At 59.4% G+C, this 23,545-nt stretch carries 22 protein-coding genes, 5 tRNA genes and 1 pseudogene; 18 read left to right on the top strand and 10 right to left on the bottom strand.

What is annotated here, in order from left to right; all coding sequences use genetic code 11:
* Nucleotides 1-7: 7 nt before the first annotated feature.
* A complete protein-coding gene (dkgB, locus tag F8N44_RS16025) occupies nt 8-811 on the bottom strand; it encodes a 2,5-didehydrogluconate reductase DkgB (protein WP_150650989.1) in 804 nt (267 codons plus the stop codon).
* Between the two features lie 218 nt (nt 812-1,029).
* Entirely contained in the window at nt 1,030-1,938 is a 909-nt protein-coding gene (locus F8N44_RS16030; protein ID WP_150650990.1) for a LysR substrate-binding domain-containing protein, read from the bottom strand.
* A 105-nt stretch (nt 1,939-2,043) separates the two neighbouring features.
* On the opposite strand from F8N44_RS16030, the gene F8N44_RS16035 reads away from it, so the two are divergent.
* The 4 genes and pseudogenes from F8N44_RS16035 (at nt 2,044) to F8N44_RS16050 (ending at nt 5,660) form a co-directional block, all read left to right on the top strand.
* Nucleotides 2,044-2,910, top strand: coding sequence for a pirin family protein (locus tag F8N44_RS16035; protein WP_150650991.1), 867 nt, complete (start codon nt 2,044-2,046; stop codon nt 2,908-2,910).
* A gap of 86 nt (nt 2,911-2,996) precedes the next feature.
* Nucleotides 2,997-3,680, top strand: a complete 684-nt coding sequence (locus F8N44_RS16040; RefSeq protein ID WP_122661605.1) for an isochorismatase family protein — start codon at nt 2,997-2,999, stop codon at nt 3,678-3,680.
* A 122-nt stretch (nt 3,681-3,802) separates the two neighbouring features.
* Nucleotides 3,803-4,012 (top strand): annotated as a pseudogene (locus F8N44_RS16045) (hydrolase); the annotation flags it as partial.
* A 205-nt stretch (nt 4,013-4,217) separates the two neighbouring features.
* Nucleotides 4,218-5,660 (top strand): mechanosensitive ion channel family protein, encoded by a 1,443-nt coding sequence (locus F8N44_RS16050; RefSeq protein ID WP_150650992.1) that lies wholly within the window; start codon nt 4,218-4,220, stop codon nt 5,658-5,660.
* Nucleotides 5,661-5,664: 4 nt separating this feature from the next.
* Here F8N44_RS16050 and F8N44_RS16055 read toward each other — a convergent pair whose 3' ends face one another.
* Nucleotides 5,665-6,240, bottom strand: coding sequence for a GNAT family N-acetyltransferase (locus F8N44_RS16055; RefSeq protein WP_150650993.1), 576 nt, complete (start codon nt 6,238-6,240; stop codon nt 5,665-5,667).
* A 129-nt stretch (nt 6,241-6,369) separates the two neighbouring features.
* Here F8N44_RS16055 and xth point away from each other — a divergent pair, with 129 nt between their 5' ends.
* Nucleotides 6,370-7,164: an exodeoxyribonuclease III gene (gene xth / locus F8N44_RS16060; protein WP_093432029.1), complete on the top strand. Its 795-nt coding sequence runs from the start codon at nt 6,370-6,372 to the stop codon at nt 7,162-7,164.
* Nucleotides 7,165-7,265: 101 nt separating this feature from the next.
* Nucleotides 7,266-8,099, top strand: coding sequence for an arylamine N-acetyltransferase family protein (locus tag F8N44_RS16065; protein ID WP_150650994.1), 834 nt, complete (start codon nt 7,266-7,268; stop codon nt 8,097-8,099).
* On the opposite strand, the gene F8N44_RS16070 is transcribed toward F8N44_RS16065, so the two are convergent.
* Together F8N44_RS16070 and F8N44_RS16075 are read right to left on the bottom strand one after the other, a co-directional pair.
* Nucleotides 8,096-8,422 carry a BrnA antitoxin family protein gene (locus tag F8N44_RS16070; protein ID WP_150650995.1) on the bottom strand — a complete coding sequence of 109 codons (327 nt, stop codon included), beginning with the start codon at nt 8,420-8,422 and terminating at the stop codon, nt 8,096-8,098. The two genes, F8N44_RS16065 and F8N44_RS16070, sit on opposite strands and share 4 nt — an antisense overlap.
* 3 nt (nt 8,423-8,425) lie before the next feature.
* On the bottom strand, nt 8,426-8,710 hold the full coding sequence (locus tag F8N44_RS16075; RefSeq protein WP_150650996.1) for a BrnT family toxin: 285 nt from the start codon (nt 8,708-8,710) through the stop codon (nt 8,426-8,428).
* Nucleotides 8,711-8,964: 254 nt separating this feature from the next.
* Here F8N44_RS16075 and F8N44_RS16080 point away from each other — a divergent pair, with 254 nt between their 5' ends.
* Nucleotides 8,965-10,488: a nucleobase:cation symporter-2 family protein gene (locus F8N44_RS16080; RefSeq protein WP_150650997.1), complete on the top strand. Its 1,524-nt coding sequence runs from the start codon at nt 8,965-8,967 to the stop codon at nt 10,486-10,488.
* Between the two features lie 227 nt (nt 10,489-10,715).
* On the opposite strand, the gene F8N44_RS16085 is transcribed toward F8N44_RS16080, so the two are convergent.
* Nucleotides 10,716-10,791 (bottom strand) — tRNA-Asn (locus F8N44_RS16085).
* A 220-nt stretch (nt 10,792-11,011) separates the two neighbouring features.
* On the opposite strand from F8N44_RS16085, the gene F8N44_RS16090 reads away from it, so the two are divergent.
* Nucleotides 11,012-11,242 carry a hypothetical protein gene (locus F8N44_RS16090; RefSeq protein ID WP_150650998.1) on the top strand — a complete coding sequence of 77 codons (231 nt, stop codon included), beginning with the start codon at nt 11,012-11,014 and terminating at the stop codon, nt 11,240-11,242.
* Here F8N44_RS16090 and F8N44_RS16095 read toward each other — a convergent pair.
* Nucleotides 11,239-11,439 (bottom strand): hypothetical protein, encoded by a 201-nt coding sequence (locus tag F8N44_RS16095; protein WP_053118898.1) that lies wholly within the window; start codon nt 11,437-11,439, stop codon nt 11,239-11,241. The genes F8N44_RS16090 and F8N44_RS16095 overlap by 4 nt on opposite strands.
* Before the next feature lie 224 nt (nt 11,440-11,663).
* Nucleotides 11,664-12,860, bottom strand: coding sequence for an amino acid aminotransferase (locus F8N44_RS16105; protein ID WP_038363598.1), 1,197 nt, complete (start codon nt 12,858-12,860; stop codon nt 11,664-11,666).
* Between the two features lie 337 nt (nt 12,861-13,197).
* Between F8N44_RS16105 and uvrB the strand changes: the two genes are divergently transcribed.
* Nucleotides 13,198-15,213 carry an excinuclease ABC subunit UvrB gene (gene uvrB, locus F8N44_RS16110; RefSeq protein WP_007913411.1) on the top strand — a complete coding sequence of 672 codons (2,016 nt, stop codon included), beginning with the start codon at nt 13,198-13,200 and terminating at the stop codon, nt 15,211-15,213.
* Between the two features lie 114 nt (nt 15,214-15,327).
* On the opposite strand, the gene F8N44_RS16115 is transcribed toward uvrB, so the two are convergent.
* On the bottom strand, nt 15,328-16,818 hold the full coding sequence (locus tag F8N44_RS16115; RefSeq protein WP_191630902.1) for an MDR family MFS transporter: 1,491 nt from the start codon (nt 16,816-16,818) through the stop codon (nt 15,328-15,330).
* A 49-nt stretch (nt 16,819-16,867) separates the two neighbouring features.
* Entirely contained in the window at nt 16,868-17,917 is a 1,050-nt protein-coding gene (locus tag F8N44_RS16120; RefSeq protein ID WP_095111759.1) for an HlyD family secretion protein, read from the bottom strand.
* A 228-nt stretch (nt 17,918-18,145) separates the two neighbouring features.
* Here F8N44_RS16120 and gltX point away from each other — a divergent pair, with 228 nt between their 5' ends.
* The 9 genes from gltX to F8N44_RS16165 all read left to right on the top strand — a co-directional run bounded on the left by gltX (nt 18,146) and on the right by F8N44_RS16165 (nt 23,543).
* Nucleotides 18,146-19,627, top strand: a complete 1,482-nt coding sequence (gltX, locus tag F8N44_RS16125; RefSeq protein WP_150651000.1) for a glutamate--tRNA ligase — start codon at nt 18,146-18,148, stop codon at nt 19,625-19,627.
* A gap of 202 nt (nt 19,628-19,829) precedes the next feature.
* Nucleotides 19,830-19,905 (top strand) — tRNA-Ala (locus F8N44_RS16130).
* A gap of 79 nt (nt 19,906-19,984) precedes the next feature.
* Nucleotides 19,985-20,060 (top strand) — tRNA-Glu (locus tag F8N44_RS16135).
* Nucleotides 20,061-20,113: 53 nt separating this feature from the next.
* Nucleotides 20,114-20,189 (top strand) — tRNA-Ala (locus F8N44_RS16140).
* Nucleotides 20,190-20,269: 80 nt separating this feature from the next.
* Nucleotides 20,270-20,345 (top strand) — tRNA-Glu (locus F8N44_RS16145).
* Between the two features lie 182 nt (nt 20,346-20,527).
* Complete coding sequence (locus F8N44_RS16150) at nt 20,528-21,067, top strand: TetR/AcrR family transcriptional regulator (RefSeq protein ID WP_007913421.1); 540 nt, start codon at nt 20,528-20,530, stop codon at nt 21,065-21,067.
* Between the two features lie 30 nt (nt 21,068-21,097).
* On the top strand, nt 21,098-21,931 hold the full coding sequence (locus tag F8N44_RS16155; RefSeq protein WP_150651001.1) for an alpha/beta fold hydrolase: 834 nt from the start codon (nt 21,098-21,100) through the stop codon (nt 21,929-21,931).
* Between the two features lie 45 nt (nt 21,932-21,976).
* Complete coding sequence (locus tag F8N44_RS16160; protein WP_150651002.1) at nt 21,977-22,426, top strand: acyl-CoA thioesterase; 450 nt, start codon at nt 21,977-21,979, stop codon at nt 22,424-22,426.
* A gap of 157 nt (nt 22,427-22,583) precedes the next feature.
* Complete coding sequence (locus tag F8N44_RS16165; RefSeq protein ID WP_116031011.1) at nt 22,584-23,543, top strand: tRNA dihydrouridine synthase; 960 nt, start codon at nt 22,584-22,586, stop codon at nt 23,541-23,543.
* Nucleotides 23,544-23,545: the final 2 nt, after the last annotated feature.

Consider the following 23,545-nt stretch of genomic DNA (forward strand, 5'->3'; position numbering starts at 1 on the left):
CGGCAGGTCAGTCCCAGTCAGGCGCGATGCCTTTCGGGCTGGTCAGGCGATGGTCGCGATCAAGCGTGGCAATCAGCGCCATGTCGGCATTGCTCAAGGTCAGCGCCGTTGCGGCAAGGTTGCTTTGCAGGTTGGCGCGTTTGGTCGACGACGGGATCACCGCGTAGCCCGACTGCATCGCCCAGGCGAGGGTGACTTGCGCCGGGGTGGCTTGCAGGCGTTCGGCAATCTGCTGGATCAGCGGGTCGTTCAGCACTTCACCGTAGGCGAGGGTCATGTACGAAGTGATGTGGATGCCTTGGCTGCGGGCGAACTCGACTACCTTGCGGTTCTGCAGATACGGGTGCAGTTCGATCTGGTTGGTCGCGATGTTTTCTGCACCGACCGCAGCAATCGCCTGCTTCATCAAATCGATGGTGAAGTTGGAAACACCGATCTGCCGGGTCAGGCCCAGGCGTTTGGCTTCCAGCAGGGCGCCCATGAATTCTTCCACCGGGACCTGGTTTTCCGGCGACGGCCAGTGAATCAAGGTCAGGTCGAGGTAGTCGGTCTGCAGTTTCTGCAGGCTGTCCTTGAGGCTGTCGATCAAGCGATCCTTGGCGAAGTTGGCGACCCAGATCTTGCTAGTGAGGAACAGCTCTTCACGCGGGATGCCGCTGGCCGCGATGGCGTGGCCGACATCGGTTTCGTTTTCGTAGATTTGCGCGGTGTCGATGACCCGGTAGCCGAGTTCGACGGCGGTGCTCACCGAGTCGATGACCACTTGGCCTTGCAGACGAAACGTACCAAGACCGAAAGCGGGAACAGACATGAAAGACTCCAGGGGTTGCAGTGGGAATGGGCAGGAGTATCCGCGTCGGTATCGTTGAGAAAAACCGCTGGTGGGGCAAAGCACTGTTGACCGGAAGTCATGAATCATTTTCAGGACTTATGTTGTCCGGGCTGGCCCCTTCGCGAGCAGGCTCGCTCCCACATTGGAATGCATGCTCATGTGGGAGCGAGCCTGCTCGCGAAGGGCGCACCGCCGATTCAGGCAATGTCGCTTTGGGCAAACTCCTCCCCAAGAAAATCAATCAACGTACGTACCGACGGCAACAACCCGCGTCGCGACGGAAAGATCGCATGCACCACCCCGCATTTCGGTGCCCACCCCGGAATCAGCTCCACGACGCGCCCGGCGGCAATGTCCTCTCGCACGACTACGCTCGGCAAATGCGCCACGCCAACCCCGGCAATTACCGCCTGACGCAACGCGATCAAATCATCGGTGACCATTCGTGGCGTATGGCGGATCAGCGCCGTATTGCCATTCGGCCCCAGCAACTCCCACTGATACTCCCGCTGCGCCGCGCCCCAATGCAGGCTCGGCAAACCATTGAGGTCAGCGGGCGAGGGCGGTGACGACAGGCGTTCGACAAACTCTGGGCTACCGACCACCGATTGCGTGCTGTTGCCCAACACCTTCATGACCATGTCGGTGTTTTCCAGCGGCGGAAAACGCACGCGCAGCGCGATGTCGAATCCTTCATGAATCAAGTCGACCCGACGATTGGTGCTCTCGATGAACAACTCCACCAGCGGGTACTTGAGCATGTAACGCGTGAGCATCGGCCCGACCCACGAGTTAAGCAGCGCCGTCGGGCAACTCAGGCGTACCAGGCCTTGCGGCTCGGAGCGGTTGCGCTCGATCAGTTCGGCGGCGCTCTCGGCTTCGATGCGCATGGCCAGGCAACGCTGGTAATAGGCCTGGCCGATTTCGGTCAATGAACAATGACGGCTGGTGCGGTGCAGCAGGCGCACGCCGAGGCGTTCTTCCAACTCGGCGATGCGCCGGCTGAGTTTTGATTTGGGCATGTCCAGCGCGCGCCCGGCGGCCGCGAATCCGTGGTGCTCGACCACTTGGGTGAAGTAGTAGAGGGTGTTGAGGTCTTCCACCATCGTTCTCCAGATAGAACGCTAAGGCTGATTTTTGCAGTCTAGTGCATTAATGGTCATGGATTTAAGCTTAATCCATCGCATCACTCACCCCCATTGGAGACAACCATGAAAAACATCATCGGTATCTACACCAGCCCGCGCGGCCATTGGGTCGGCGATGGTTTCCCGGTTCGCACGCTGTTTTCCTACGACAACCTGGGCAAACACATCAGCCCGTTCCTGCTGCTCGATCACGCCGGCCCGGCCGATTTCACCCCGACCACCGAACGGCGTGGCGTTGGTCAGCATCCGCACCGTGGTTTTGAAACCGTGACTATCGTGTATGAAGGCGAAGTGCAGCACCGCGACTCGACCGGCAGCGGCGGCGTGATCGGCCCGGGCGATGTGCAATGGATGACGGCCGCGTCCGGGATTCTCCACGAGGAGTTTCACTCGGAAAACTTCGCCAAAACCGGCGGCAAACTGGAAATGGTGCAGCTGTGGGTCAACCTGCCGGCCAAAGACAAAATGGCCGCGCCGGGCTACCAGACCATTCTCGACAGTGACATCCCGAGCATTGCGCTCAAGGACAACGCCGGCCGCCTGCGCCTGATCGCCGGTGAGTTCGATGGCCACACCGGCCCGTCGCGCACCTTCACGCCGATCGACGTGTGGGATCTGCGCCTGAACGCCGGCAAGTTGCTGACGCTCGATCTGCATGAAGGCCGCAACACCGCGCTGGTGGTGTTGAAAGGCTCGGTGCAGGTCAACGGTGTGGAAGCGGTGCGCGAAGGGCAGTTGGCGCTGTTCGAGCGTGACGGACATCAGATGACGCTCGAAGCCAGCCAGGACGCGGTGGTGTTGCTGCTCAGTGGCGAACCGATCGACGAACCGATCGTCGGCCATGGCCCGTTCGTGATGAATACCGAGCAGGAAATCCACCAGGCGTTCGCCGACTTCCAGTCCGGCCGCTTCGGCCAGATGCACGCTTAACGCACCACCACTCCGCTCTACACAGGACGCGTAGGCCGGTTCGCAGGCCAGGGATGGCTGTCGCCTATAGAAAAGAGGAAACGCCCATGAACACTGTCAATGCAGCGAATTTCGACGGCCAGAAACCGACCATCGATGCCAGCGATGCGGCCATGTTGTTGATCGACCACCAGAGCGGTCTGTTCCAGATCGTCAAGGACATGGATGTGCCGCAACTGCGCGCCAACGCCATCGCGCTGGCCAAGGCCGCGACCCTGCTGAAAATGCCGGTCATCACCACGGCCTCCGTGCCGCAAGGGCCGAACGGGCCGTTGATTCCGGAGATTCACGAAGCCGCACCGCACGCGCAATACGTGGCGCGCAAAGGCGAGATCAATGCCTGGGACAACCCGGAGTTTCATGCAGCGGTCAAAGCCACCGGCAAGAAAACCCTGGTGATTGCCGGCACCCTGACCAGCGTCTGCCTGGCGTTCCCGTCGATCGCCGCCGTGCACGAAGGCTACAGGGTGTTTGCCGTGGTCGATGCGTCCGGTAATCACTCGAAACTGGCCACTGATCTGACAGTGGCCCGTTTGGCCCAGGCCGGGGTGGTGCCGATCGACATCATGGCTACGCTTTCCGAGCTGCAAGGCTCGTGGAACCGTCCCGATGCCGAGCAGTGGGCGGCCGTCTACGCCCAGGCCATGCCGCACTATCAATTGCTGATCGAGAGCTACCTCAAGGCTCAGCAAGTCGCGAACGAACACGAAGTGCTGGATTCCCAGCGCTGATCGAGTCTCCTGAGGCCGACCCCGTCGGCCTCTACCACCCGCGAGGATTACTGCTATGACCACTCAATACAAACGTCTGGACAAGAACAACGCTGCGGTGTTGCTGGTCGACCATCAGGCCCTCGGGCACGTTCAACGAACTGACCCGCGAATCGGCGTGGAATCGCATGTCCAGCGCCGGTGCGCAATTGATGACCTGGTTCGGTCTGGCCTGTGAGCTGCACCGCGACTGGCGCAACGACATCGAAGGGCTGGGCACGCTGTTCTCCAACCACATTCCGGACTACCGCAACCTGTTCACCAGCTACAACAGCCTGACTAACGATAAATAACCCGCCACCCCGTAAACCTGTGTAGGAGCTGCCGCAGGCTGCGATCTTTGTTGTTTTTTCAAGATCAAAAGATCGCAGCCTGCGGCAGCTCCTACATGGGTTTTGTGGTGTTTTTGCGGGCGTGTTCATCCTCTGAAATCAATTGCTCCTACACTTGCTCAATCTGTGCGATCTTCTCGCGATTGGCCCCCGTCGGAGTTGTTTGATGCTGTCTCTGCTCACCGAACACCCGTTGTTCTGCGCGTTGATCCTGATCCTCCTCGATCTGGGCCTGTGGCGTTTGATCAGTTCCCATGGCAGCGAGTGGAAACTGCTGGTGCGGGTGCTGATTTTCACGCTGTTCAGCGTCCTGCTGTTCAACGAAGGCCTCAACCCGATGGAGCCTGCACCGTGGGCCGACAACGTGCCGCTGCACCTGGCGGCGACCGGGTTGCAGATTGGCTGGTGGCTGTTCGGTGCGCGCACCCTGACGGTGTTGATCGGCGCGGTAATGATGCAGCGAGTCGGCCACACCGGCCGGCTGTTGCAGGACTTGCTCGGCGCGGTGATTTTCCTCATCGCGATCATTGCCGCGCTGGCCTATGTACTGGATCTGCCGGTCAAAGGTGTGCTGGCGACATCCGGTGCGCTGGCGATCATCGTCGGTCTGGCCTTGCAGAGCACGCTCAGCGACGTGTTCTCCGGGATCGTCCTCAACACCACCAAGCCGTATCAACTGGATGACTGGATTTCCATCGACGGCACGGAAGGGCGGGTCACCGACATCGACTGGCGCGCCACGCGCCTGCAAACCAGTCAGGGCAGCATGGCGGTGATTCCCAACTCGCTGGCGGCCAAAGCCAAGATCATCAACTTCAGTCGACCGAGCAACATGTTCGGCGTCGCGGTCAGCGTGCAGGTCAGCCCGCATGCCCGGCCCAGTTCGGTGATCGATGCGCTGGAGCGGGCGATGCAGGGCTGTCGCCAGTTGCTCGACACACCTGCACCGAGCGTCGCACTGAAAAGCTCCGGCAGCAGTGGTGCGGAATACGAGATCAGTGGCTTCGTTGCGTCGATGGGGGAGAAACGCGTGGTGCGCAATCAACTGTTCGATCTGGCGTATCGGCACTTGCAGGCATCCGGGGTCAACCTGCTGTCGAGTGATGAAAGCACTGCGCCGACCAATTTGTCGCGGCCACGAGCGTTGCTCGACAGTTCGCCGATCTTCTCGACCCTGCGCCAGGAAGAAAAAGACACCTTCAGCCAGAACATGAGCCTGCAAACCTTCCGCGCTGGCGAAATCATTCTGGCGGGCGGCGAGGTCAGCGATCACCTGTTCATTATCGAGTCCGGCGTGGTTTCGGTGACCCTTAAGCGCCACGGCACACCGTTCGAATCCGGGCGCATGGGGCCGGGCGAAGTGATTGGCGAGGCTGGGATCTTGGCCGATACAGCATTGCCGGCAGACTTTTCGGCGAAGACCTTTTGCGCGTTGTATCGCATCGAGAAGTCGTACCTCAAGCCGTGTCTCGATGCCCGTCATGACATTCACGACGCGATGCAGACACTGCTCGATTACCGCCTGCACAAGGCGCAATCGCTGACCGAGGAAGCGCCGGCGGTGGTACCGAAAAGAGGCTTTCTGCAGTGGCTGCGCAATCGCGCCTGAAGGCTCAGGCGCCGAGTTTCTGCTCCAGGTGCAAGCGCACCTGCGGCCACTCGTCGTCGATGATGCTGAACCGCACCGAGTTGCGCTTGCGTCCGTCCGGCATGATCCGCTCATGGCGGACGATGCCTTCCTGTTGTGCGCCAAGACGCAGGATGGCGTTGCGTGACTTCTGATTGTTCTCGTCGGTGGTGAACTGCACGCGCACGCAACCGAGCACTTCGAAAGCGTGGCGCAGCATCAGATACTTGGCTTCGGTGTTGACGAAGGACTTCTGCCAGCTCGCCGCGATCCAGCTGCTGCCAATTTCCAGCTTGCGATTGAGCGGGTCGATCTTCCAGAAGCGCGTTGAGCCGATGACTTCACCGCTATCTTTCAGCACGATCACAAAAGGCATCACCGTGCCGGCGTCACGTCCATCGAGCGCTTTTTTCAGGTAGCTGTCGACGGTGCTGGCCGACGGCACCACGGTGACGGTGAGATTCCACAATTCGCCATCGGCGGCAGCGTGGAGCAGGGCAGCGGCATCTGAATACTGAAGCGGGCGCAAAAGGATGCGCTGACCTTGCAGCGTGGTGGGCATGGGATTCAGGTCTCGGCGGTGCGGGCGAAAGGCGAGCTCCTATTACGCCGCACGAGACCGACCTGATGCAACCGGCGCGATGATTACGGGGTCACAATTTTTACAACCCTTGGGCAGGAGCCTCAGCCGATGAAAAACCTGCGGATCGCCACCTACAACGTCAACGGTTTACGCGCACGTTTGCCGAACCTGCTGGATTGGCTCAAACGCGAGCAACCGGACATCGCCTGCCTGCAAGAACTCAAATCCGTCGACACGGCATTCCCCGTCGCTGAACTGGAAGCCGCCGGTTACGGCGCAATCTGGCAGGGCCAGGCCTCGTGGAACGGCGTGGCGATTCTCGCCCGCGATGCGCAGCCGCTGGAGAGCCGACGCGGTCTGCCGGGTGATCCGGATGACAAGCACAGTCGTTATCTGGAGGCAGCGGTGCACGGCGTGCTGGTCGGCTGCCTGTACCTGCCCAATGGCAACCCGCAACCGGGACCGAAATTCGATTACAAACTGGCCTGGTTTGAACGATTGATCAGCTATGCGAAAGACCTGCAAAGCAGCGATCACCCGGTGGTGCTGGCCGGTGACTACAACGTCGTACCCACCGACATGGACATTTACAACACTCGTTCCTGGCTCAAGGATGCGCTGCTGCAACCTGAGAGTCGCGAGTGTTATCAGCGCTTGCTCGATCAGGGCTGGACCGATTCGCTGCGCCATCTGTATCCCGAGGATCGGCTCTATACGTTTTGGGATTATTTCCGCCAGCACTGGCAAACCAACTCCGGTCTGCGTATCGATCATCTATTGCTCAACCCGGCACTGAGTCCGTATCTGCACGAGGCCGGTGTAGACGCCTGGGTCCGCAACGAACCCCACGCCAGTGACCATGCGCCGACGTGGATTCGTATCGGCTCCCGCAAGAAACGCTAGCGGGCGATTGGCGAAATCAATTGTCGAAACCATTGCCGGATCCCGTATACATGGCGACCATCAACGCAGTGAACTGCGGCCCCATGCAAAAGGACTGAGCAATGAGTGAGCCACGCCTGACGAATCTGAAGCTGTACCTGCAACGTCTGGGTTTCGATGCGCCGCCGGCACCCACGCTGGAAGCCTTGCGCGTGTTGCAACTGCGCCACACCGGCGTGTTTGCTTTCGAAAATCTGGCGACGATTACCGGGGCTCCGGTGTTGATCGATCTGCCGTCCATCGAGGAGAAGGTCCTGCTCGGTGGGCGTGGTGGTTACTGCTATGAGCTGAACAACCTGTTTTTTGCCTTATTGCTGGAGTTGGGTTTCGACGCACGCGCCATCAGCGGACGGGTGGTGATGAATCAGCCAGAAGGCAGCTGGACGGCGCGCACGCATCGCTTGAGCCTGGTGATCATCGATGATGTGCGCTACATCACCGACGTTGGTTTTGGCGGCATGGTGCCCACCGCGCCGCTGCTCCTCGACACCGAGGCCGAGCAGGCCACCCCGCACGAACCCTTTCGCATCGAACGGCAGGCCGACGGCTACATGCTGCGTGCCCAGGTGGCGGGTGAATGGCGGCCGATGTACCTGTTCGACCTGCAGCGCCAGGAAGACATCGATTACACCATTGGCAACTGGTATGTCTCGACGCATCCGGAATCACCGTTTGCCAATCGTCTGATGGTTGCGCGTACCGGTGAGGGCTGGCGCAAGACGCTGAATAACGGCAGTTTCGCTGTTCATCGCATGGGCGTCAGCAGTGAGCGACGCGAGGTGACGCAGGTCGATGAGCTGATTGGATTGCTGGCGCGCGAGTTTGCTCTGCACCTGCCGGATCTGCCCCACATACGGCAGGCTCTGGCGCGGATGATCGCACCGGTTTCCGTTTAGGGCTTGGCGTCGGGCTCCAGCACTCGGCGGATTTCCCCGACCGCTGCCGACAGTTTTTTCTCTAGACTCTTGAGGTCTGCGGCGGTAATGCCTTTCTTGAATTGCCCGCTCGATTCGGCTTGTTCCGGTTTGGCGACGGCATCGAGCAGGGCATGGCGCAGGGTGTTATTGATCACCGTCTGATAACCGAACCCTTCGTTTTCCGCGACCGTACGCGCTGCCTCGATGACGGCGTCGTCGAGCATGATGGTGATGCGGGTTTTACCTTTGTTTGACGCCACTGCGCCGCGTTTGCCCTGAGAAAAGTCATATTCATCTTTCATCGGTCAAGCCTCCAGAAAATAAGCGCAACGTTCGCCCGGTGTGGCGGCACGTGCAGAAATGATTCGAACGACATTCGCTTCCCGGTAACTGTACGCAACGACCAGCAAACGCCCTTTGCCGTTGAGGCCAATAGTGATCCAGCGTTGTTCGTCATGGTCGTTGTCTTCGATCGTCAGTGCTCGTTCGTCGTCAAAGACCGGCCCGGTTTCGGCCAGGCTGACGCCTTTGTGCTTGAGTTTGTTGGCTGCGTTCTTGCTTTTGTCGTACTTAATAGTGAATGACTTCATTATGCATATTTTATATGTATAAAAAAGAGTGCGACTGCACCGTCGGTCGCCGTGAACACTTCAGCGTAGTGGCGGCAGGCGAGGGCACTGGAGAGGAAGTGTTGCCGGATTCGTGGGGGATGGGAGCAGCGCGCTAGAAGCTTGGGTGGCTACCTATCCATTATGTGACTGGTAAGTTGTATACAACTCTATGGACATTTGTCACGAGTATTGAATACAGTGTGCGCATAACAAAAACCAGGGAACCCCCCACCATGAAAACGCCCCATGTTTCACACCAACGGCCCGAGGACGAGAATCTCGGGGTCGGCGCGAATATGGCTTACGGCCTGCAACATGTTCTGACCATGTACGGCGGTATCGTTGCGGTGCCACTGATCATCGGCCAGGCGGCCGGCCTGTCGCCGGCGGACATCGGTTTGTTGATTGCTGCTTCATTGTTTGCGGGGGGGCTGGCGACGCTGCTGCAAACCCTGGGTCTACCGTTTTTTGGTTGTCAGTTACCGCTGGTACAGGGTGTGTCATTCTCCGGCGTGGCGACCATGGTCGCGATCGTCAGCAGTGGCGGAGAGGGCGGCTTCCAGTCGGTGCTCGGCGCGGTGATTGCCGCCTCCTTGATCGGGTTGCTGATCACACCGGTATTCTCCCGTATCACCAAGTTCTTTCCGCCGCTGGTCACCGGCATCGTGATCACCACCATCGGCCTGACGCTGATGCCAGTGGCCGCACGCTGGGCGATGGGCGGTAACAGCCACGCGCTGGACTTCGGCAGCATGCAGAACATCGGTCTGGCGGCGGTCACGCTGGTATTGGTGCTGTTGCTGAGCAAGGTCGGCAGCTCGACCATCTCGCGTCTGTCAATCCTGTTGGCCATGGTGATCGGCACGGTGCTGGCGGTGTTCCTTGGCATGGCGGATTTTTCCAGCGTCACCACGGGGCCGATGTTTGGCTTCCCGACGCCGTTCCATTTCGGCATGCCGACCTTCCACTTCGCCGCGATCCTGTCGATGTGCATCGTGGTCATGGTGACCCTGGTGGAAACCTCGGCGGACATTCTGGCGGTCGGTGAAATCATCGGCACCAAGGTCGATTCCAAGCGTCTGGGCAATGGCCTGCGCGCGGACATGCTGTCGAGCATGTTTGCGCCGATTTTCGGTTCGTTCACCCAGAGCGCCTTCGCCCAGAACGTCGGGCTGGTGGCGGTGACCGGGATCAAGAGCCGTTACGTGGTCGCTACTGGCGGCATCTTTCTGGTGATCCTTGGCCTGCTGCCGTTCATGGGCCGGGTCATCGCAGCCGTGCCGACGTCGGTACTCGGCGGCGCCGGTATCGTACTGTTCGGTACCGTGGCGGCAAGCGGCATCCGTACGCTGTCGAAAGTTGATTACCGCAACAACGTCAACCTGATCATCGTTGCTACTTCGATCGGCTTCGGCATGATCCCGATTGCTGCACCGAACTTCTACGATCACTTCCCAAGCTGGTTTGCGACCATTTTCCACTCGGGCATCAGTTCGTCGGCGATCATGGCGATCCTGCTCAACCTGGCGTTCAACCACTTCACGGCGGGCAACTCGGATCAGCAATCGGTGTTTGCGGCGGCGGAGGAGCGGACTCTGCGTTATCGCGATCTCGATGCGCTGCGCGAAGGCGACTACTTCAGCGATGGCAAACTGCATGACTGCGATGGCAAGGAAGTGCCGGTGATCGAGCCGGATGATCACGACCACGGACATGGCGCGCCGAAAGCGCAGGTGAAAAGCAGCGAGCATGTCTGATCGCTGTCTCTAACAAAAAGGGCCGATCTGTTAAACACAGATCGACCCTTTTTCATTTCAAGATCAAAAGATCGCAGCCTTCGGCAGCTCCTACACAGATCTCATACTCCGCCGATTCTGCGGATGAACGCTGAATCTGTAGGAGCTGCCGAAGGCTGCGATCTTCTGATCTTTTCCATCGCCCACAAAAAAGCCCCTGAATCTTTCGATTCAGGGGCTTTGCTATTTGGCTCCACAACCTGGACTCGAACCAGGGACCCAATGATTAACAGTCATTTGCTCTACCAACTGAGCTATTGCGGAATTGGTGCGTATGTTACTGATTCAAAAAGAGAAGTCAAGCGCCGGTTGCAAAATCAGGTGAATCTTCTGGATGGAGGGTGGTTTGTCAGCGATTGGCGGTTACCAGAACCGTAGCAGAGGTCTACCATGGCCGCCCGGAAGTGGTCACACGCGCTGCCGGCCATTCGCCGAAAAAGGTACGCGTCATGAACCATTTGTCCCGCAACAGCGAGGTGTTCGCATGAGCATCGCGCAAATCAGCCTGCCCAAAGGCGTCGGCCCCCATGCCGAAAAACTCTTTGATGCAATCACCCAGGCCAGTACCGCCGAGGAATTGAACCGCGCGGGCGGCAAGGCTGAAGGTTTTGTCCTGGGCCTTGAAAGCACCAAGGCGATCAAAAGCCAGATCGCCGAATCGCTGTACGTCGCGTATGACGATGCCGCCAGTCAGCGCGCCACCGAGTTGACTTAACTGCCGAAAGTAATGGTGCCGAGCATCAGTTTGGCGTAAGCCGCCGTGGCTGCCAGTTGCACCAGCCATAGCACCAGACCGCCAAGAAACACCCCGGCCGCCACTTGCAGCACCAGGCTTTTTTCGCGTTTGGCCGAGGCGCGGGGGATGAAATCATCCAGATCGTCACGGTCGGCGCGCAGGTTGTCGTTTTTCATATCTGATCTCACAAAATTCTGGAATGTACTCATCACCTGTGGGAGCGAGCTTGCTCGCGAAGGCGTCATGTCAGTCGACAACGATGTTGAATGACAGATCGCTTTCGCGAGCAAGCTCGCTCCCACATTTGGACATGTGTGCAGTTTAGAGGGGATAGGGATTGTTTCGTGACAATAAAAAACGGGAAGCCCCAAGGCTTCCCGTTTTTCATCACGCAGCGTTATCAGATGACCTGAACAATCGCATCCGTCACAGCCTTGATGTTGCTCTGGTTCAGCGCTGCCACACAGATACGGCCGGTATCCAGTGCGTAAATGCCGAACTCGTTACGCAGGCGATGCACTTGCTCAGTGGTCAGGCCAGAGTAGGAGAACATACCGCGCTGACGACCAACGAAGCTGAAGTCGCGGCCCGGGGCTTTTTCCGCCAGCAGGGCAACCATCTGCTCGCGCATGCCGCGAATGCGCAGGCGCATTTCGGCCAGCTCTGCTTCCCACTGCGCGCGCAGTTCCGGGCTGTTCAACACCGCGGCAACGATGCTCGCGCCGTGGGTCGGCGGGTTGGAATAGTTGGTGCGGATCACGCGTTTGACTTGCGACAGCACGCGCGCGCTTTCTTCTTTCGATTCGCTGATGATCGACAGCGCGCCAACGCGCTCACCGTACAGCGAGAACGACTTGGAGAACGAGCTCGAGACGAAGAAAGTCAGACCGGATTCAGCGAACAGGCGCACGGCAGCGGCGTCTTCGTCGATACCGTCGCCAAAACCCTGGTACGCCATGTCGAGGAACGGCACGTGACCTTTGGCTTTAACCACTTCCAGCACGTTGTTCCAGTCCGCCGGGGTCAGGTCGACGCCGGTCGGGTTGTGGCAGCACGCGTGGAGGATAACGATCGAGCCGTTCGGCAGGGCGTTGAGGTCTTCGAGCATGCCGGCACGGTTTACGTCGTGGGTGGCAGCATCGTAGTAACGGTAGTTCTGCACCGGGAAGCCGGCGGTTTCGAACAGGGCGCGGTGGTTTTCCCAGCTCGGGTCGCTGATCGCGACGACGGCGTTCGGCAGCAGTTGCTTGAGGAAGTCGGCACCGATTTTCAGTGCGCCGGTCCCGCCGACGGCCTGAGTGGTGATGACGCGACCGGCGCTGATCAGCGGCGAGTCGTTGCCGAACAGCAGCTTTTGCACGGCCTGGTCGTAGGCAGCGATGCCATCGATCGGCAAGTAACCGCGCGAAGCGTGTTGAGCGACGCGAATCGTCTCGGCTTCGATCACGGCGCGCAGAAGTGGAATTCGCCCCTCTTCGTTGCAGTAAACACCCACGCCCAGGTTGACCTTGGTGGTCCGGGTATCGGCGTTGAATGCTTCGTTGAGGCCCAGGATTGGATCGCGGGGTGCCATTTCGACAGCGGAGAACAGGCTCATTATTGCGGCGGCTCTGAATGGAGAATGGAGGGACGTGTCGCGCTCCAGCCGGATGCACTAGAGCGGTGCACAAACGGGGAGCTAGTATAGAGGCCATTACTGAACAATGGCGACAGGCGATTCGGCTTTTACGGTAAGTTTTTCCGATTATTTCTTGACCGTTAGTCGACTGCCCGTGTCAGAGTCTTTAGCGGATGTAGGACGTTTGCCTTGAAAGGTGAGGCAATCGCCACCACATTGAGCACAATCCAGGTTTTTTCTTGCGCGACATCGGTCGTTTGCGGTCGTCCCCGTGGTGCTCCGCTTTGTTCGGAATGCCGCGATCCCAGAGGTGTATATGTCCGAATTCCAGCTCGTCACCCGCTTTGAGCCCGCCGGCGACCAGCCAGAAGCCATTCGCCAACTGGTGGAGGGCATCGAAGCCGGGCTGGCGCACCAGACGCTGCTCGGTGTGACCGGCTCGGGCAAGACCTTCAGCATCGCCAATGTCATCTCGCAGATACAGCGCCCGACGCTGGTGCTGGCGCCGAACAAAACCCTCGCTGCGCAGTTGTATGGCGAGTTCAAGGCCTTCTTCCCGAACAACGCCGTCGAATACTTCGTTTCCTACTACGACTACTATCAGCCGGAAGCCTATGTGCCGTCGTCCGACACCTTCATCGAGAAGGATGCATCGATCAACGACCACATCGAGCAGATGCGTCTGTCCGCGACCAAGGCGTTGCTGGAGCGCAAGGACGCGATCATCGTCACCACGGTGTCGTGCATTTACGGTCTCGGCAGCCCGGAAACCTATCTGAAGATGGTCCTGCACGTTGATCGCGGCGACAAACTCGATCAGCGTGCGCTGCTGCGGCGTCTGGCCGATCTGCAATACACCCGCAACGACATGGATTTCGCCCGCGCAACCTTCCGCGTGCGCGGTGATGTGATCGATATCTACCCGGCGGAATCCGATCTCGAAGCGATCCGCATCGAGCTGTTCGATGACGAGGTCGAAAGCATTTCCGCGTTCGATCCGCTGACCGGCGAAGTCATCCGCAAGATGCCGCGCTTCACCTTTTACCCGAAGAGCCACTATGTGACGCCTCGGGAAACCCTGCTCGACGCCATCGAACACATCAAAGTCGAATTGCAGGAACGTCTTGAATACCTGCGCAGCAACAACAAACTGGTGGAAGCCCAGCGCCTTGAACAGCGCACCCGTTTCGACCTGGAAATGATCCTCGAACTGGGTTACTGCAACGGCATCGAAAATTACTCGCGCTATCTGTCCGGACGTCCGGCCGGTGCCGCGCCGCCAACCCTTTACGATTACCTGCCGGCCGATGCCTTGCTGGTGATCGACGAATCCCACGTCAGCGTGCCGCAGGTCGGCGCAATGTATAAGGGCGACCGCTCGCGTAAGGAAACCCTCGTCGAATACGGCTTCCGTCTGCCATCCGCGCTGGACAACCGGCCAATGCGTTTTGACGAGTGGGAAGGGGTCAGCCCGCAGACTATTTTCGTTTCGGCGACGCCAGGCAACTACGAAGCCGAGCACGCCGGGCGGGTGGTCGAGCAAGTGGTGCGACCGACCGGTCTGGTCGACCCGCAGGTAGAAGTGCGTCCGGCGCTGACTCAGGTCGACGATCTGCTCTCGGAAATCAGCAAACGCGTGGCGGTCGAGGAGCGGGTGCTGGTCACCACCCTGACCAAGCGCATGGCCGAAGACCTCACCGATTACCTCGCCGACCACGGCGTGCGCGTGCGTTATTTGCACTCGGACATCGACACCGTCGAGCGCGTCGAGATCATCCGCGACCTGCGTCTCGGCACGTTCGATGTACTGGTGGGGATCAACCTTCTGCGAGAAGGTCTGGACATGCCGGAAGTGTCGCTGGTGGCGATTCTTGATGCGGACAAGGAAGGCTTCCTGCGCTCCGAGCGTTCGCTGATTCAGACCATTGGCCGCGCGGCGCGTAACCTCAATGGCCGAGCGATTCTCTACGCCGATCGCATGACCGGTTCGATGGAGCGAGCGATTGGCGAGACCGAGCGGCGTCGCGACAAGCAGATCGCCTTCAACCTGGAAAACGGCATCACCCCGCGCGGTGTGATCAAGGATGTCGCCGACATCATGGAAGGCGCCACCGTGCCGGGTTCGCGCAGCAAGAAGCGCAAAGGCATGGCCAAGGCTGCCGAAGAGAACGCCAAGTACGAAGCCGAATTGCGCTCACCGAGCGAAATCACCAAGCGTATTCGTGCGTTGGAAGAGAAGATGTATCAGCTGGCGCGGGATCTGGAGTTTGAAGCGGCGGCGCAGATGCGTGATGAGATTGCCAAACTGCGTGAACGGCTTTTGGCTGTTTGATCTCTAGCGCCGGACAGGGCCTCTTCGCGAGCAGGCTCGCTCCCACATTGGAATTGTGTCGTTCACAAAACCTCTGTGGGAGCGAGCCTGCTCGCGAATGGCGGCAACGCGGTCTTAATGAGACTCCCCAGCCTTAAGCCCCTCTGGCAATTTCTTGGTCAACAATATCGCCAACATACTGATCCCCAACGCAATCCCGACAAAGTGAAACGCATCGTTGTAAGCCATGATCGCCGCCTGCTGATGGACGATCTCACTCAACTTGCCCAGCGCCGCCGTATCGTTGCCAAACCGATCAGTCATCGACGCCAGCCGCTCGGCCACTTGCGGATTGGTCGGCACCACCGCCTCGCGCAAATAGTCGAAGTAAGTCTTGGTGCGTGCATCCAGCAGCGTCGCCAGCAAAGCAATGCCAATCGCACCGCCGAGGTTGCGCAAGATGTTGAACAGGCTCGACGCCGACCCCGCATCCTGCGGCAGGATGTACGCCGTGGCGATCAGCGAAATGGTCACCATGATCAACGGCTGCCCCAGCGCGCGAATAATCTGGATCTGATTGAACTGCGGCCCGGCGAAATCCGGGTTGAGCACCCCGGACGAAAAACTCGCCAGCCCGAACAGCCCGAAGCCGATCGTGCACAGCCATTTCGGCGAAACGAACTTCATCAGCTTCGGCACCAGCGGAATCAGGAACAGCTGCGGCACGCCCATCCACATGATCACTTCGCCGATCTGCAGGGCGTTGTAGTTCTGGATCTGCGCCAGATACAGCGGCAACAGATAAATCGAGCCGTACAACCCGACCCCCATGCCCAAGCTGGAAATACTCGATAAGCCGAAGTTGCGATTACGCAGGATTCCCAAGTTGATCAGCGGATTCGGTTTGGAGATCTGCACGATCACAAAAGTGATCAGACTCACCAGCGCAATGCTGCCCAATGTCACGATCAGGCTCGATTCCAGCCAGTCCTTGCGATGGCCTTCTTCCAGAAATACCTGCAAGCAACCAAGGCCGATGCCCAGTGTGAGGATGCCGGTGTAGTCGGTGCTTTTCAGCAATTCCCAGTGCGCTTCTTTCTTTTCCAGCCCGTACATCAACCCGGCGATCATGATCAGGCCCGGTGGGATGTTGATATAGAAGATGTACTCCCAACCCCAGTTTTCCGTGAGCCAGCCGCCCAGCGTCGGTCCGATGGACGGCGCGAAGGTCGCGGTCATGGCGAACATGGCCATGCCTTTGGCGCGGTGGTGTTCGGGGAGTTTGATCAGGGTCAGGGTGAACGCCAGCGGGATCAGCGCGCCGCCGGTGAAACCCTGCATGGCGCGGAAGACGATCATGCTCTCCAGGCTCCAGGCCATCGAGCACAGCAGCGAGGAAACCAGAAAGCCCAGCGACACCCACACCGCCAGACGTCGCGCCGAGAGCAACTGCACCAGCCACGCGGTCAGCGGGATCATGATGATTTCCGCGACCAGATAAGAAGTGGAAATCCACGAGCCTTCTTCCAGCGTCGCCGACAACGCACCCTGAATATCTTTCAGCGACGAGTTGGTGATCTGGATGTCGAGCACCGCCATAAAGGCGCCGAGCATCACGCTCATCACCGCAATCCAATCGCGCCGGGTCGGCTCGCCGACCGGGCGGATCAGCGCATCACCGGCCATTGTCCGGGGCGTCTTTGATGTTCACGGTAGCGGTCACCGACATGCCCGGACGGATCTTGCCGTGCAGCGGGTTGTCGGCCTTGAAGGTCAGTTTCACCGGAATCCGCTGCACGACTTTGGTGAAGTTGCCGGTGGCGTTGTCCGGCGGCAGCAGGCTGAATTGCGCGCCGGACGCGGCGAACAGGCTGTCGACCCGCGCTTCGATCGGCGTGTCGCCATAGGCATCGAAGGTCAGCTCGGCTTTCTGGCCGGGTTGCATATGGCCGATCTGGGTTTCCTTGAAGTTGGCCTGCACCCAGATGTCTTCGTCCGGGACGATCGACAGCAGATAAGCGCCGGCCTGCACCACTTGACCATTGCGCGCGGCACGCTGGCCGACCAGACCGCTGATTGGCGCGTGGATTTCGCTGCGGGTCAGATTGAGTTCGGCTTGCGCGAGATCGGCGCGGGCGTTGGCGATCTGTGCGTCGAGGCGTTTGATTTCCGCGTTCAGGGCGTTGACCTGTTGGCGCTGGCCCTGCGCATCGGCTTGCGCCTTGGCCACTTGTGATCGAGCAATGTGGGCGTCGGCGGAGAGGGTGGTCACGCGTTCTTCGGAAACATAACCGGGTTTGCGCAGGGTTTCTGCCCGCGACAAATCCATCTGCGAGCGGCCAAGCGTCGCTTGGGTGGTCGCCACTTGTGCATCGCTAGCGGCGATCAGGCTGGATTGCTGGGTCAGTTTGCTCTGCGCTTGCAGGCGTTCGGCTTCGCGGGTAGCGAGGGCGGCATTGGCGCGGTCGATGGCCAGGCGGAAATCATTGGGTTCGAGGCGCACCAGCAACTGGCCTTTTTCGACGTGCTGATTGTCCTGCACCAGCACTTCATCGATGCGTGCGCTCAACTGGCTCGACACACGGGTGATTTCGCCCTGGACATAAGCGTTGTCGGTGCTTTCATAAAAGCGTCCCTTGAAAAACCAATGAGCGAAGAAGCCCCCGGCGATCAGCAGGACGAGCAGCAGGAAAATCAACAGGCGACGCTTGAGTTGGGCAGGCATGGGCAAACTGTAGTCGAGGAATTGTAAGGAAAGTTATCAGCAGGCGAATCTGGCATACAGCCGATAAACGGTAAATGTCATCCGCTGATATTTACCCATTCACTGCGGCTTACGGGCGTTCCAGAGGCAAACTTGGCTTAAATGCCCTGCCTGCTGGAGCGGGGCGGGTGTCGCCTGTTACCATTCGCCGCTTGATTGTTTTGCTTTTCATTCTTTTCGAGACATGCCATGACCACCGTCCGCACTCGCATCGCGCCATCGCCTACCGGGGATCCCCACGTAGGTACCGCTTACATCGCATTGTTCAACTACTGCTTTGCCAAGCAGCATGGCGGTGAGTTCATCCTGCGGATCGAAGACACCGACCAGTTGCGTTCGACCCGTGAGTCCGAACAGCAGATCTTCGACGCCCTGCGCTGGCTGGGTATCGACTGGAGCGAAGGCCCGGACGTCGGCGGCCCGCACGGCCCGTACCGTCAGAGCGAGCGCGGTGACATCTACCAGAAGTACTGCCAGCAACTGGTCGACATGGGCCATGCGTTCCCATGCTTCTGCACCGCTGAAGAGCTGGATCAGATGCGCGCCGAGCAAATGGCTCGCGGCGAAACTCCACGTTACGACGGCCGCGCGCTGCTGCTGTCGAAAGAAGAAGTCGCCGCCCGTCTGGCTGCCGGCGAACCGCACGTAATCCGCATGAAAGTGCCGAGCGAAGGCGTTTGCGTGGTACCGGACATGCTCCGTGGTGATGTCGAGATCCCGTGGGATCGCATGGACATGCAAGTGCTGATGAAGACCGACGGCCTGCCGACGTACTTCCTCGCCAATGTTGTCGACGACCATTTGATGGGCATCACCCACGTCCTGCGCGGCGAAGAGTGGCTGCCGTCGGCGCCAAAACTGATTCTGCTGTACGAATACTTCGGCTGGGAGCAACCGGAGCTGTGCTACATGCCGCTGCTGCGTAACCCGGACAAGAGCAAGCTGTCCAAGCGCAAAAACCCGACTTCGGTGACGTTCTACGAGCGCATGGGCTTCATGCCTGAGGCGATGCTCAACTACCTCGGCCGCATGGGTTGGTCGATGCCGGACGAGCGCGAGAAGTTCTCGCTGCAGGAAATGGTCGACAATTTCGACCTCAAGCGTGTGTCCCTCGGCGGGCCGATCTTCGACATCGAGAAGCTGTCGTGGCTCAACGGCCAGTGGCTGCGTGATCTGCCGGTGGAAGAGTTCGCCGCACGCGTGCAGAAGTGGGCGTTCAATTCCGATTACATGATGAAGATCGCGCCGCACGTTCAGGGTCGCGTCGAAACCTTCAGCCAGGTTGCACCGCTGGGCGGGTTCTTCTTCGCTGGTGGCGTCAATCCGGATGCCAAACTGTTCGAATCGAAGAAGCTCTCCGGCGATCAGGTTCGTCAGTTGATGCAGTTGATCCTGTGGAAGCTGGAAAGCCTGCGTCAGTGGGAGAAGGACAACATCACTGCGACGATTCAGGCTGTGGTCGAATCGCTGGAGTTGAAACTGCGTGATGCGATGCCGCTGATGTTCGCTGCGATCACTGGTCAGGCGAGTTCGGTGTCGGTGCTCGATGCCATGGAAATCCTCGGCCCGGACCTGACCCGTTATCGTCTGCGCCAGGCGATTGATCTGCTGGGCGGCGTGTCGAAGAAAGAAAACAAAGAGTGGGAAAAGCTGCTGGGCGCTATCGCCTGATTGCTTTTGCTTCGCTTTAGGAGCTGCCGAAGGCTGCGATCTTTTGATCCTGCCTTCGGCGCTTCTCCCGAATTTACGGGGGGAGGGCGGTAAGTGATTGTTATGCCGACGAAAAACTTTGAAAAATTTCAAAAATAAGTTTGACAGGCTTTCGATACGCCCTTAAGATTCGCCCCGTCCTCAGCGATGACATCAACGATGAGGGGCTATAGCTCAGCTGGGAGAGCGCTTGCATGGCATGCAAGAGGTCAACGGTTCGATCCCGTTTAGCTCCACCAATTTACACTTCAAGGTCTGGCCACACCGGCCTTGAAGCGATCAACACTCAGCGTTGATCAGTTGTATAGAAGGGTTTGCGTCCCCTTCGTCTAGTGGCCTAGGACACCGCCCTTTCACGGCGGTAACAGGGGTTCGAGTCCCCTAGGGGACGCCAGTTTTACAGAAGCGATGTTGCAAAATGTCGCTCCGCCGCGAGGCGAAAAATCCGGGGCTTTAGCTCAGCTGGGAGAGCGCCTGCATGGCATGCAGGAGGTCAGCGGTTCGATCCCGCTAAGCTCCACCAATTTTACAAGTTCAAGGTCTGGCCACACCGGCCTTGAATCGATCAGTTCTCAGCGCTGATCAGTTGTATAGAAGGTTTGTGTCCCCTTCGTCTAGTGGCCTAGGACACCGCCCTTTCACGGCGGTAACAGGGGTTCGAGTCCCCTAGGGGACGCCACGATTACCCGCTCTGCGGGATTTTATAAGGGTCATTCAATTATTGAATGGCCCTTTTGTTTGTCTGGCGTTTGGCCAATTCTCCTTTTTCCTTACACTGTGCTTCAGACCAGCGGTCATATCCTTGACTTGCAGAATATTATTATAAGAATAATATTCTAGTCGTAATATTCGGAGGCAACGATGAACGATAAAAAAGCTCAAACCCGCGAACGCATCCTTAAGGCTGCCAGCGCCGCACTGATCCAGCGTGGCCCGGCCGACCCGAGCGTGGGCGAAGTGATGGGCGCAGCCGGCCTGACCGTCGGTGGCTTCTATGCGCACTTCGAAAGCAAGGACGCGATGATGCTCGAAGCGTTCAAGCAATTACTCGGTCGCCGCCGCGACCTGATTGCTGACATGGATGCCGAACTGACCGGCGAAGAGCGCCGCGCCCTGGTCGCTGCGTTCTACCTGTCGCGCAAGCATCGTGATTCCAGTGACGCGGCATGCCCGATTCCGGCTTCGATTGGCGAGTTGGGCCGTTTGCCGGAATCGTTCCGCATCGCGCTGAACGAACACCTGGAGTTGATGATTGCGCAGTTGGCGTCCAGCCCCGAGGACACCGACAAAGCTTTAGCCGACGTGGCCTTGATGGTGGGTGGTCTGGCACTCGCAAGAGCGCTCGGCCCAGGAGATTTATCCGATCGATTGCTGCGCGCTGCCAAGTCGGCGGTGCGTTGACCTGAAGGCAACACGCCTGAGGAGAGAGCGATGAACACGTTGAAGTGGATTCGTGGCGTTAATGGCACCTTGGGCTGGATTGCACCGAAACGGGTTGCGAGCAAAATGCGTCTGGCGTTCATGACGCCACGTTCGCTGCCTCTTCGTGATTGGGAGCTGCCGCTGCTGGCCAGTTCCGAACGCATTACCTTGCGCTTCGGTCTCTCGGCGCTGCGCTGGGGCCAAGGTCCAACTGTGCTGCTGATGCACGGTTGGGAAGGGCGGCCAACCCAGTTCGCCGCGCTGATCACCGCGCTGGTAGACGCCGGTTATACCGTCGTCGCGCTCGATGGTCCGGCCCACGGGCGTTCGCCGGGGCGTGAAGCCAACGTGGTGTTGTTCGCCCGGGCGATGCTCGAAGCCGCTGCCGAGCTGCCGCCATTGCAAGCGGTCATCGGCCACTCCATGGGCGGCGCCAGCGCCATGCTCGCCGTGCAATTGGGCCTGCGCACCGAAACCCTCGTCAGCATCGCCGCGCCTGCGCGCATTCTTGGCGTACTGCGCGGGTTTGCCCGCTACGTTGGTATGCCGCCCCGGGCCCGTTCCGCCTTCATCCGCCAAGTCGAACAAGATGTCGGCATGCGCGCCGCGACTCTCGACGTTGCCCACTATCAACTGGATATGCCCGGCCTGATCGTGCATGCCGAGGATGACAACTTCGTCTCGGTCAAGGAATCGCAACTGATCCACGAATCCTGGTTCGACAGCCGCCTGTTGCGCCTTGAAGGTGGCGGTCACCAGCGCGTGCTGGCCGACCCTCGGGTGGTTGATGGCGTGTTATCACTGCTGGCCGGCCGCAGCCTACAGGCGCGCCAATCGGCCTGAGCTCCGTTACACTGCCCGGGTTGAATCATTGACCGGGAGTGGGGCATGGGCTGGGATCGGGCAACGCCGTTTACCATTGATCTGCAAGTAGGCGCCGAGGATATCGACGGGTTGGGCCACGCGAACAACGCGGTGTACGTGACCTGGCTTGAACGCTGCGCCTGGCGCCACTCGCAGCGTCTGGGGCTGGATCTGGTCGAATATCGGCGGCTGGATCGGGCGATGGCGGTAGTGCGCCACGAAATCGATTATCTCGCTGCGGCCTATGAAGGCGACGAACTGCAATTGGCGACCTGGATTGTCGATTGGGATCAGCGCCTGAAAATGACCCGGCATTTCCAGCTCAAGCGCCCGAGCGACAACACCACGCTGTTGCGTGCGCAAACCACGTTTGTCTGCATTGAGCTGTCCACGGGTAAACCGAAGCGTATGCCGGCGGAATTTATCGAAGGCTATGGCCCGGCTATCCAGATCCCGGATACCGCCCAAATCTAAATGTGGGAGCGAGCCTGCTCGCGAATGCAGTATGTCAGTTGATATATGCATGGCTGACCCCCCGCCTTCGCGAGCAGGCTCGCTCCCACAAGGTTTCTGCGATTTCTTGCGATATCCAGTAAACTGCCGCACGTTTTTCTTCAAGTAGTGTTTTCCCATGCAAATTGCTCTGGCGCCCATGGAGGGGTTGGTCGACGACATCCTCCGCGACGTGCTGACCCGCGTTGGCGGCATCGACTGGTGCGTGACCGAATTCATTCGGGTCAACGATCAGTTGCTCACACCGGCCTACTTCCACAAGTTCGGCCCTGAGCTGCTCAACGGTGCCCGCACCGCGTCAGGTGTGCCGTTGCGCGTGCAATTGCTAGGTTCCGACCCGGTGTGTCTCGCGGAAAACGCTGCACTGGCCTGCGAACTCGGCTCCGAAGTGATCGACCTCAACTTCGGCTGCCCGGCCAAGACCGTCAATAAATCCCGTGGCGGTGCCGTCCTGCTCAAAGAACCGGAACTGCTTAACCAGATCGTCGAGCACGTGCGTCGCGCCGTGCCCGCGCATATTCCCGTGACCGCAAAGATGCGTCTGGGCTTCGACAGCCCCGACGGTTCACTGGTCTGCGCCACGGCGTTGGCCGAAGGCGGCGCCGAGCACATCGTGGTTCACGCCCGTACGAAAATGGACGGCTACAAACCGCCCGCACACTGGGAGTGGATTCCACGCGTGCAGGACGTGGTCAAAGTCCCGGTGTTCGCCAACGGTGATATCTGGAGCGTCGAAGACTGGCGGCGTTGCCGCGAGATCAGTGGCGTGGAAGACATCATGCTCGGTCGCGGTCTGGTGTCGCGCCCGGATCTGGCCAAGCAGATCGCCGCCGCTCGCGCTGGCGAAGAAGTCGTCGAGATGACCTGGGCCGAGCTGATGCCGCTGATCCAGGACTTCTGGCTGCAAGCCAAAGCGCAGATGACCGCACGCCAATCGCCGGGCCGTTTGAAGCAATGGCTGGCGATGCTGACGCGCAATTATCCCGAGGCAACCGAGCTGTTTACCGTCCTGCGCCGTGAGACGGAGCCGGATCACGTCTCGCGTTTGCTCGGTCTGCCGGTCGCCGAAGCGGCCTGAAA

This window comes from Pseudomonas fluorescens, from assembly GCF_902497745.1.
Lineage (GTDB): Bacteria > Pseudomonadota > Gammaproteobacteria > Pseudomonadales > Pseudomonadaceae > Aquipseudomonas > Aquipseudomonas fluorescens_BM.

Excerpts from the sequence above, each read along its gene's own strand:
- F8N44_RS16160 (WP_150651002.1), top strand. The coding sequence starts at position 21,977 with ATGGGCTGGGATCGGGCAACGCCGTTTACCATTGATCTGCAAGTAGGC.
- F8N44_RS16120 (WP_095111759.1), bottom strand. The coding sequence starts at position 17,917 with ATGCCTGCCCAACTCAAGCGTCGCCTGTTGATTTTCCTGCTGCTCGTC.
- F8N44_RS16050 (WP_150650992.1), top strand. The coding sequence starts at position 4,218 with ATGCTGTCTCTGCTCACCGAACACCCGTTGTTCTGCGCGTTGATCCTG.
- xth (WP_093432029.1), top strand. The coding sequence starts at position 6,370 with ATGAAAAACCTGCGGATCGCCACCTACAACGTCAACGGTTTACGCGCA.
- F8N44_RS16070 (WP_150650995.1), bottom strand. The coding sequence starts at position 8,422 with ATGAAAGATGAATATGACTTTTCTCAGGGCAAACGCGGCGCAGTGGCG.
- F8N44_RS16105 (WP_038363598.1), bottom strand. The coding sequence starts at position 12,860 with ATGAGCCTGTTCTCCGCTGTCGAAATGGCACCCCGCGATCCAATCCTG.
- F8N44_RS16095 (WP_053118898.1), bottom strand. The coding sequence starts at position 11,439 with ATGAAAAACGACAACCTGCGCGCCGACCGTGACGATCTGGATGATTTC.
- F8N44_RS16155 (WP_150651001.1), top strand. The coding sequence starts at position 21,098 with ATGAACACGTTGAAGTGGATTCGTGGCGTTAATGGCACCTTGGGCTGG.
- F8N44_RS16040 (WP_122661605.1), top strand. The coding sequence starts at position 2,997 with ATGAACACTGTCAATGCAGCGAATTTCGACGGCCAGAAACCGACCATC.
- F8N44_RS16055 (WP_150650993.1), bottom strand. The coding sequence starts at position 6,240 with ATGCCCACCACGCTGCAAGGTCAGCGCATCCTTTTGCGCCCGCTTCAG.
- gltX (WP_150651000.1), top strand. The coding sequence starts at position 18,146 with ATGACCACCGTCCGCACTCGCATCGCGCCATCGCCTACCGGGGATCCC.
- F8N44_RS16035 (WP_150650991.1), top strand. The coding sequence starts at position 2,044 with ATGAAAAACATCATCGGTATCTACACCAGCCCGCGCGGCCATTGGGTC.
- F8N44_RS16080 (WP_150650997.1), top strand. The coding sequence starts at position 8,965 with ATGAAAACGCCCCATGTTTCACACCAACGGCCCGAGGACGAGAATCTC.
- F8N44_RS16090 (WP_150650998.1), top strand. The coding sequence starts at position 11,012 with ATGAGCATCGCGCAAATCAGCCTGCCCAAAGGCGTCGGCCCCCATGCC.
- dkgB (WP_150650989.1), bottom strand. The coding sequence starts at position 811 with ATGTCTGTTCCCGCTTTCGGTCTTGGTACGTTTCGTCTGCAAGGCCAA.
- F8N44_RS16030 (WP_150650990.1), bottom strand. The coding sequence starts at position 1,938 with ATGGTGGAAGACCTCAACACCCTCTACTACTTCACCCAAGTGGTCGAG.
- F8N44_RS16165 (WP_116031011.1), top strand. The coding sequence starts at position 22,584 with ATGCAAATTGCTCTGGCGCCCATGGAGGGGTTGGTCGACGACATCCTC.
- F8N44_RS16150 (WP_007913421.1), top strand. The coding sequence starts at position 20,528 with ATGAACGATAAAAAAGCTCAAACCCGCGAACGCATCCTTAAGGCTGCC.
- F8N44_RS16075 (WP_150650996.1), bottom strand. The coding sequence starts at position 8,710 with ATGAAGTCATTCACTATTAAGTACGACAAAAGCAAGAACGCAGCCAAC.
- uvrB (WP_007913411.1), top strand. The coding sequence starts at position 13,198 with ATGTCCGAATTCCAGCTCGTCACCCGCTTTGAGCCCGCCGGCGACCAG.
- F8N44_RS16065 (WP_150650994.1), top strand. The coding sequence starts at position 7,266 with ATGAGTGAGCCACGCCTGACGAATCTGAAGCTGTACCTGCAACGTCTG.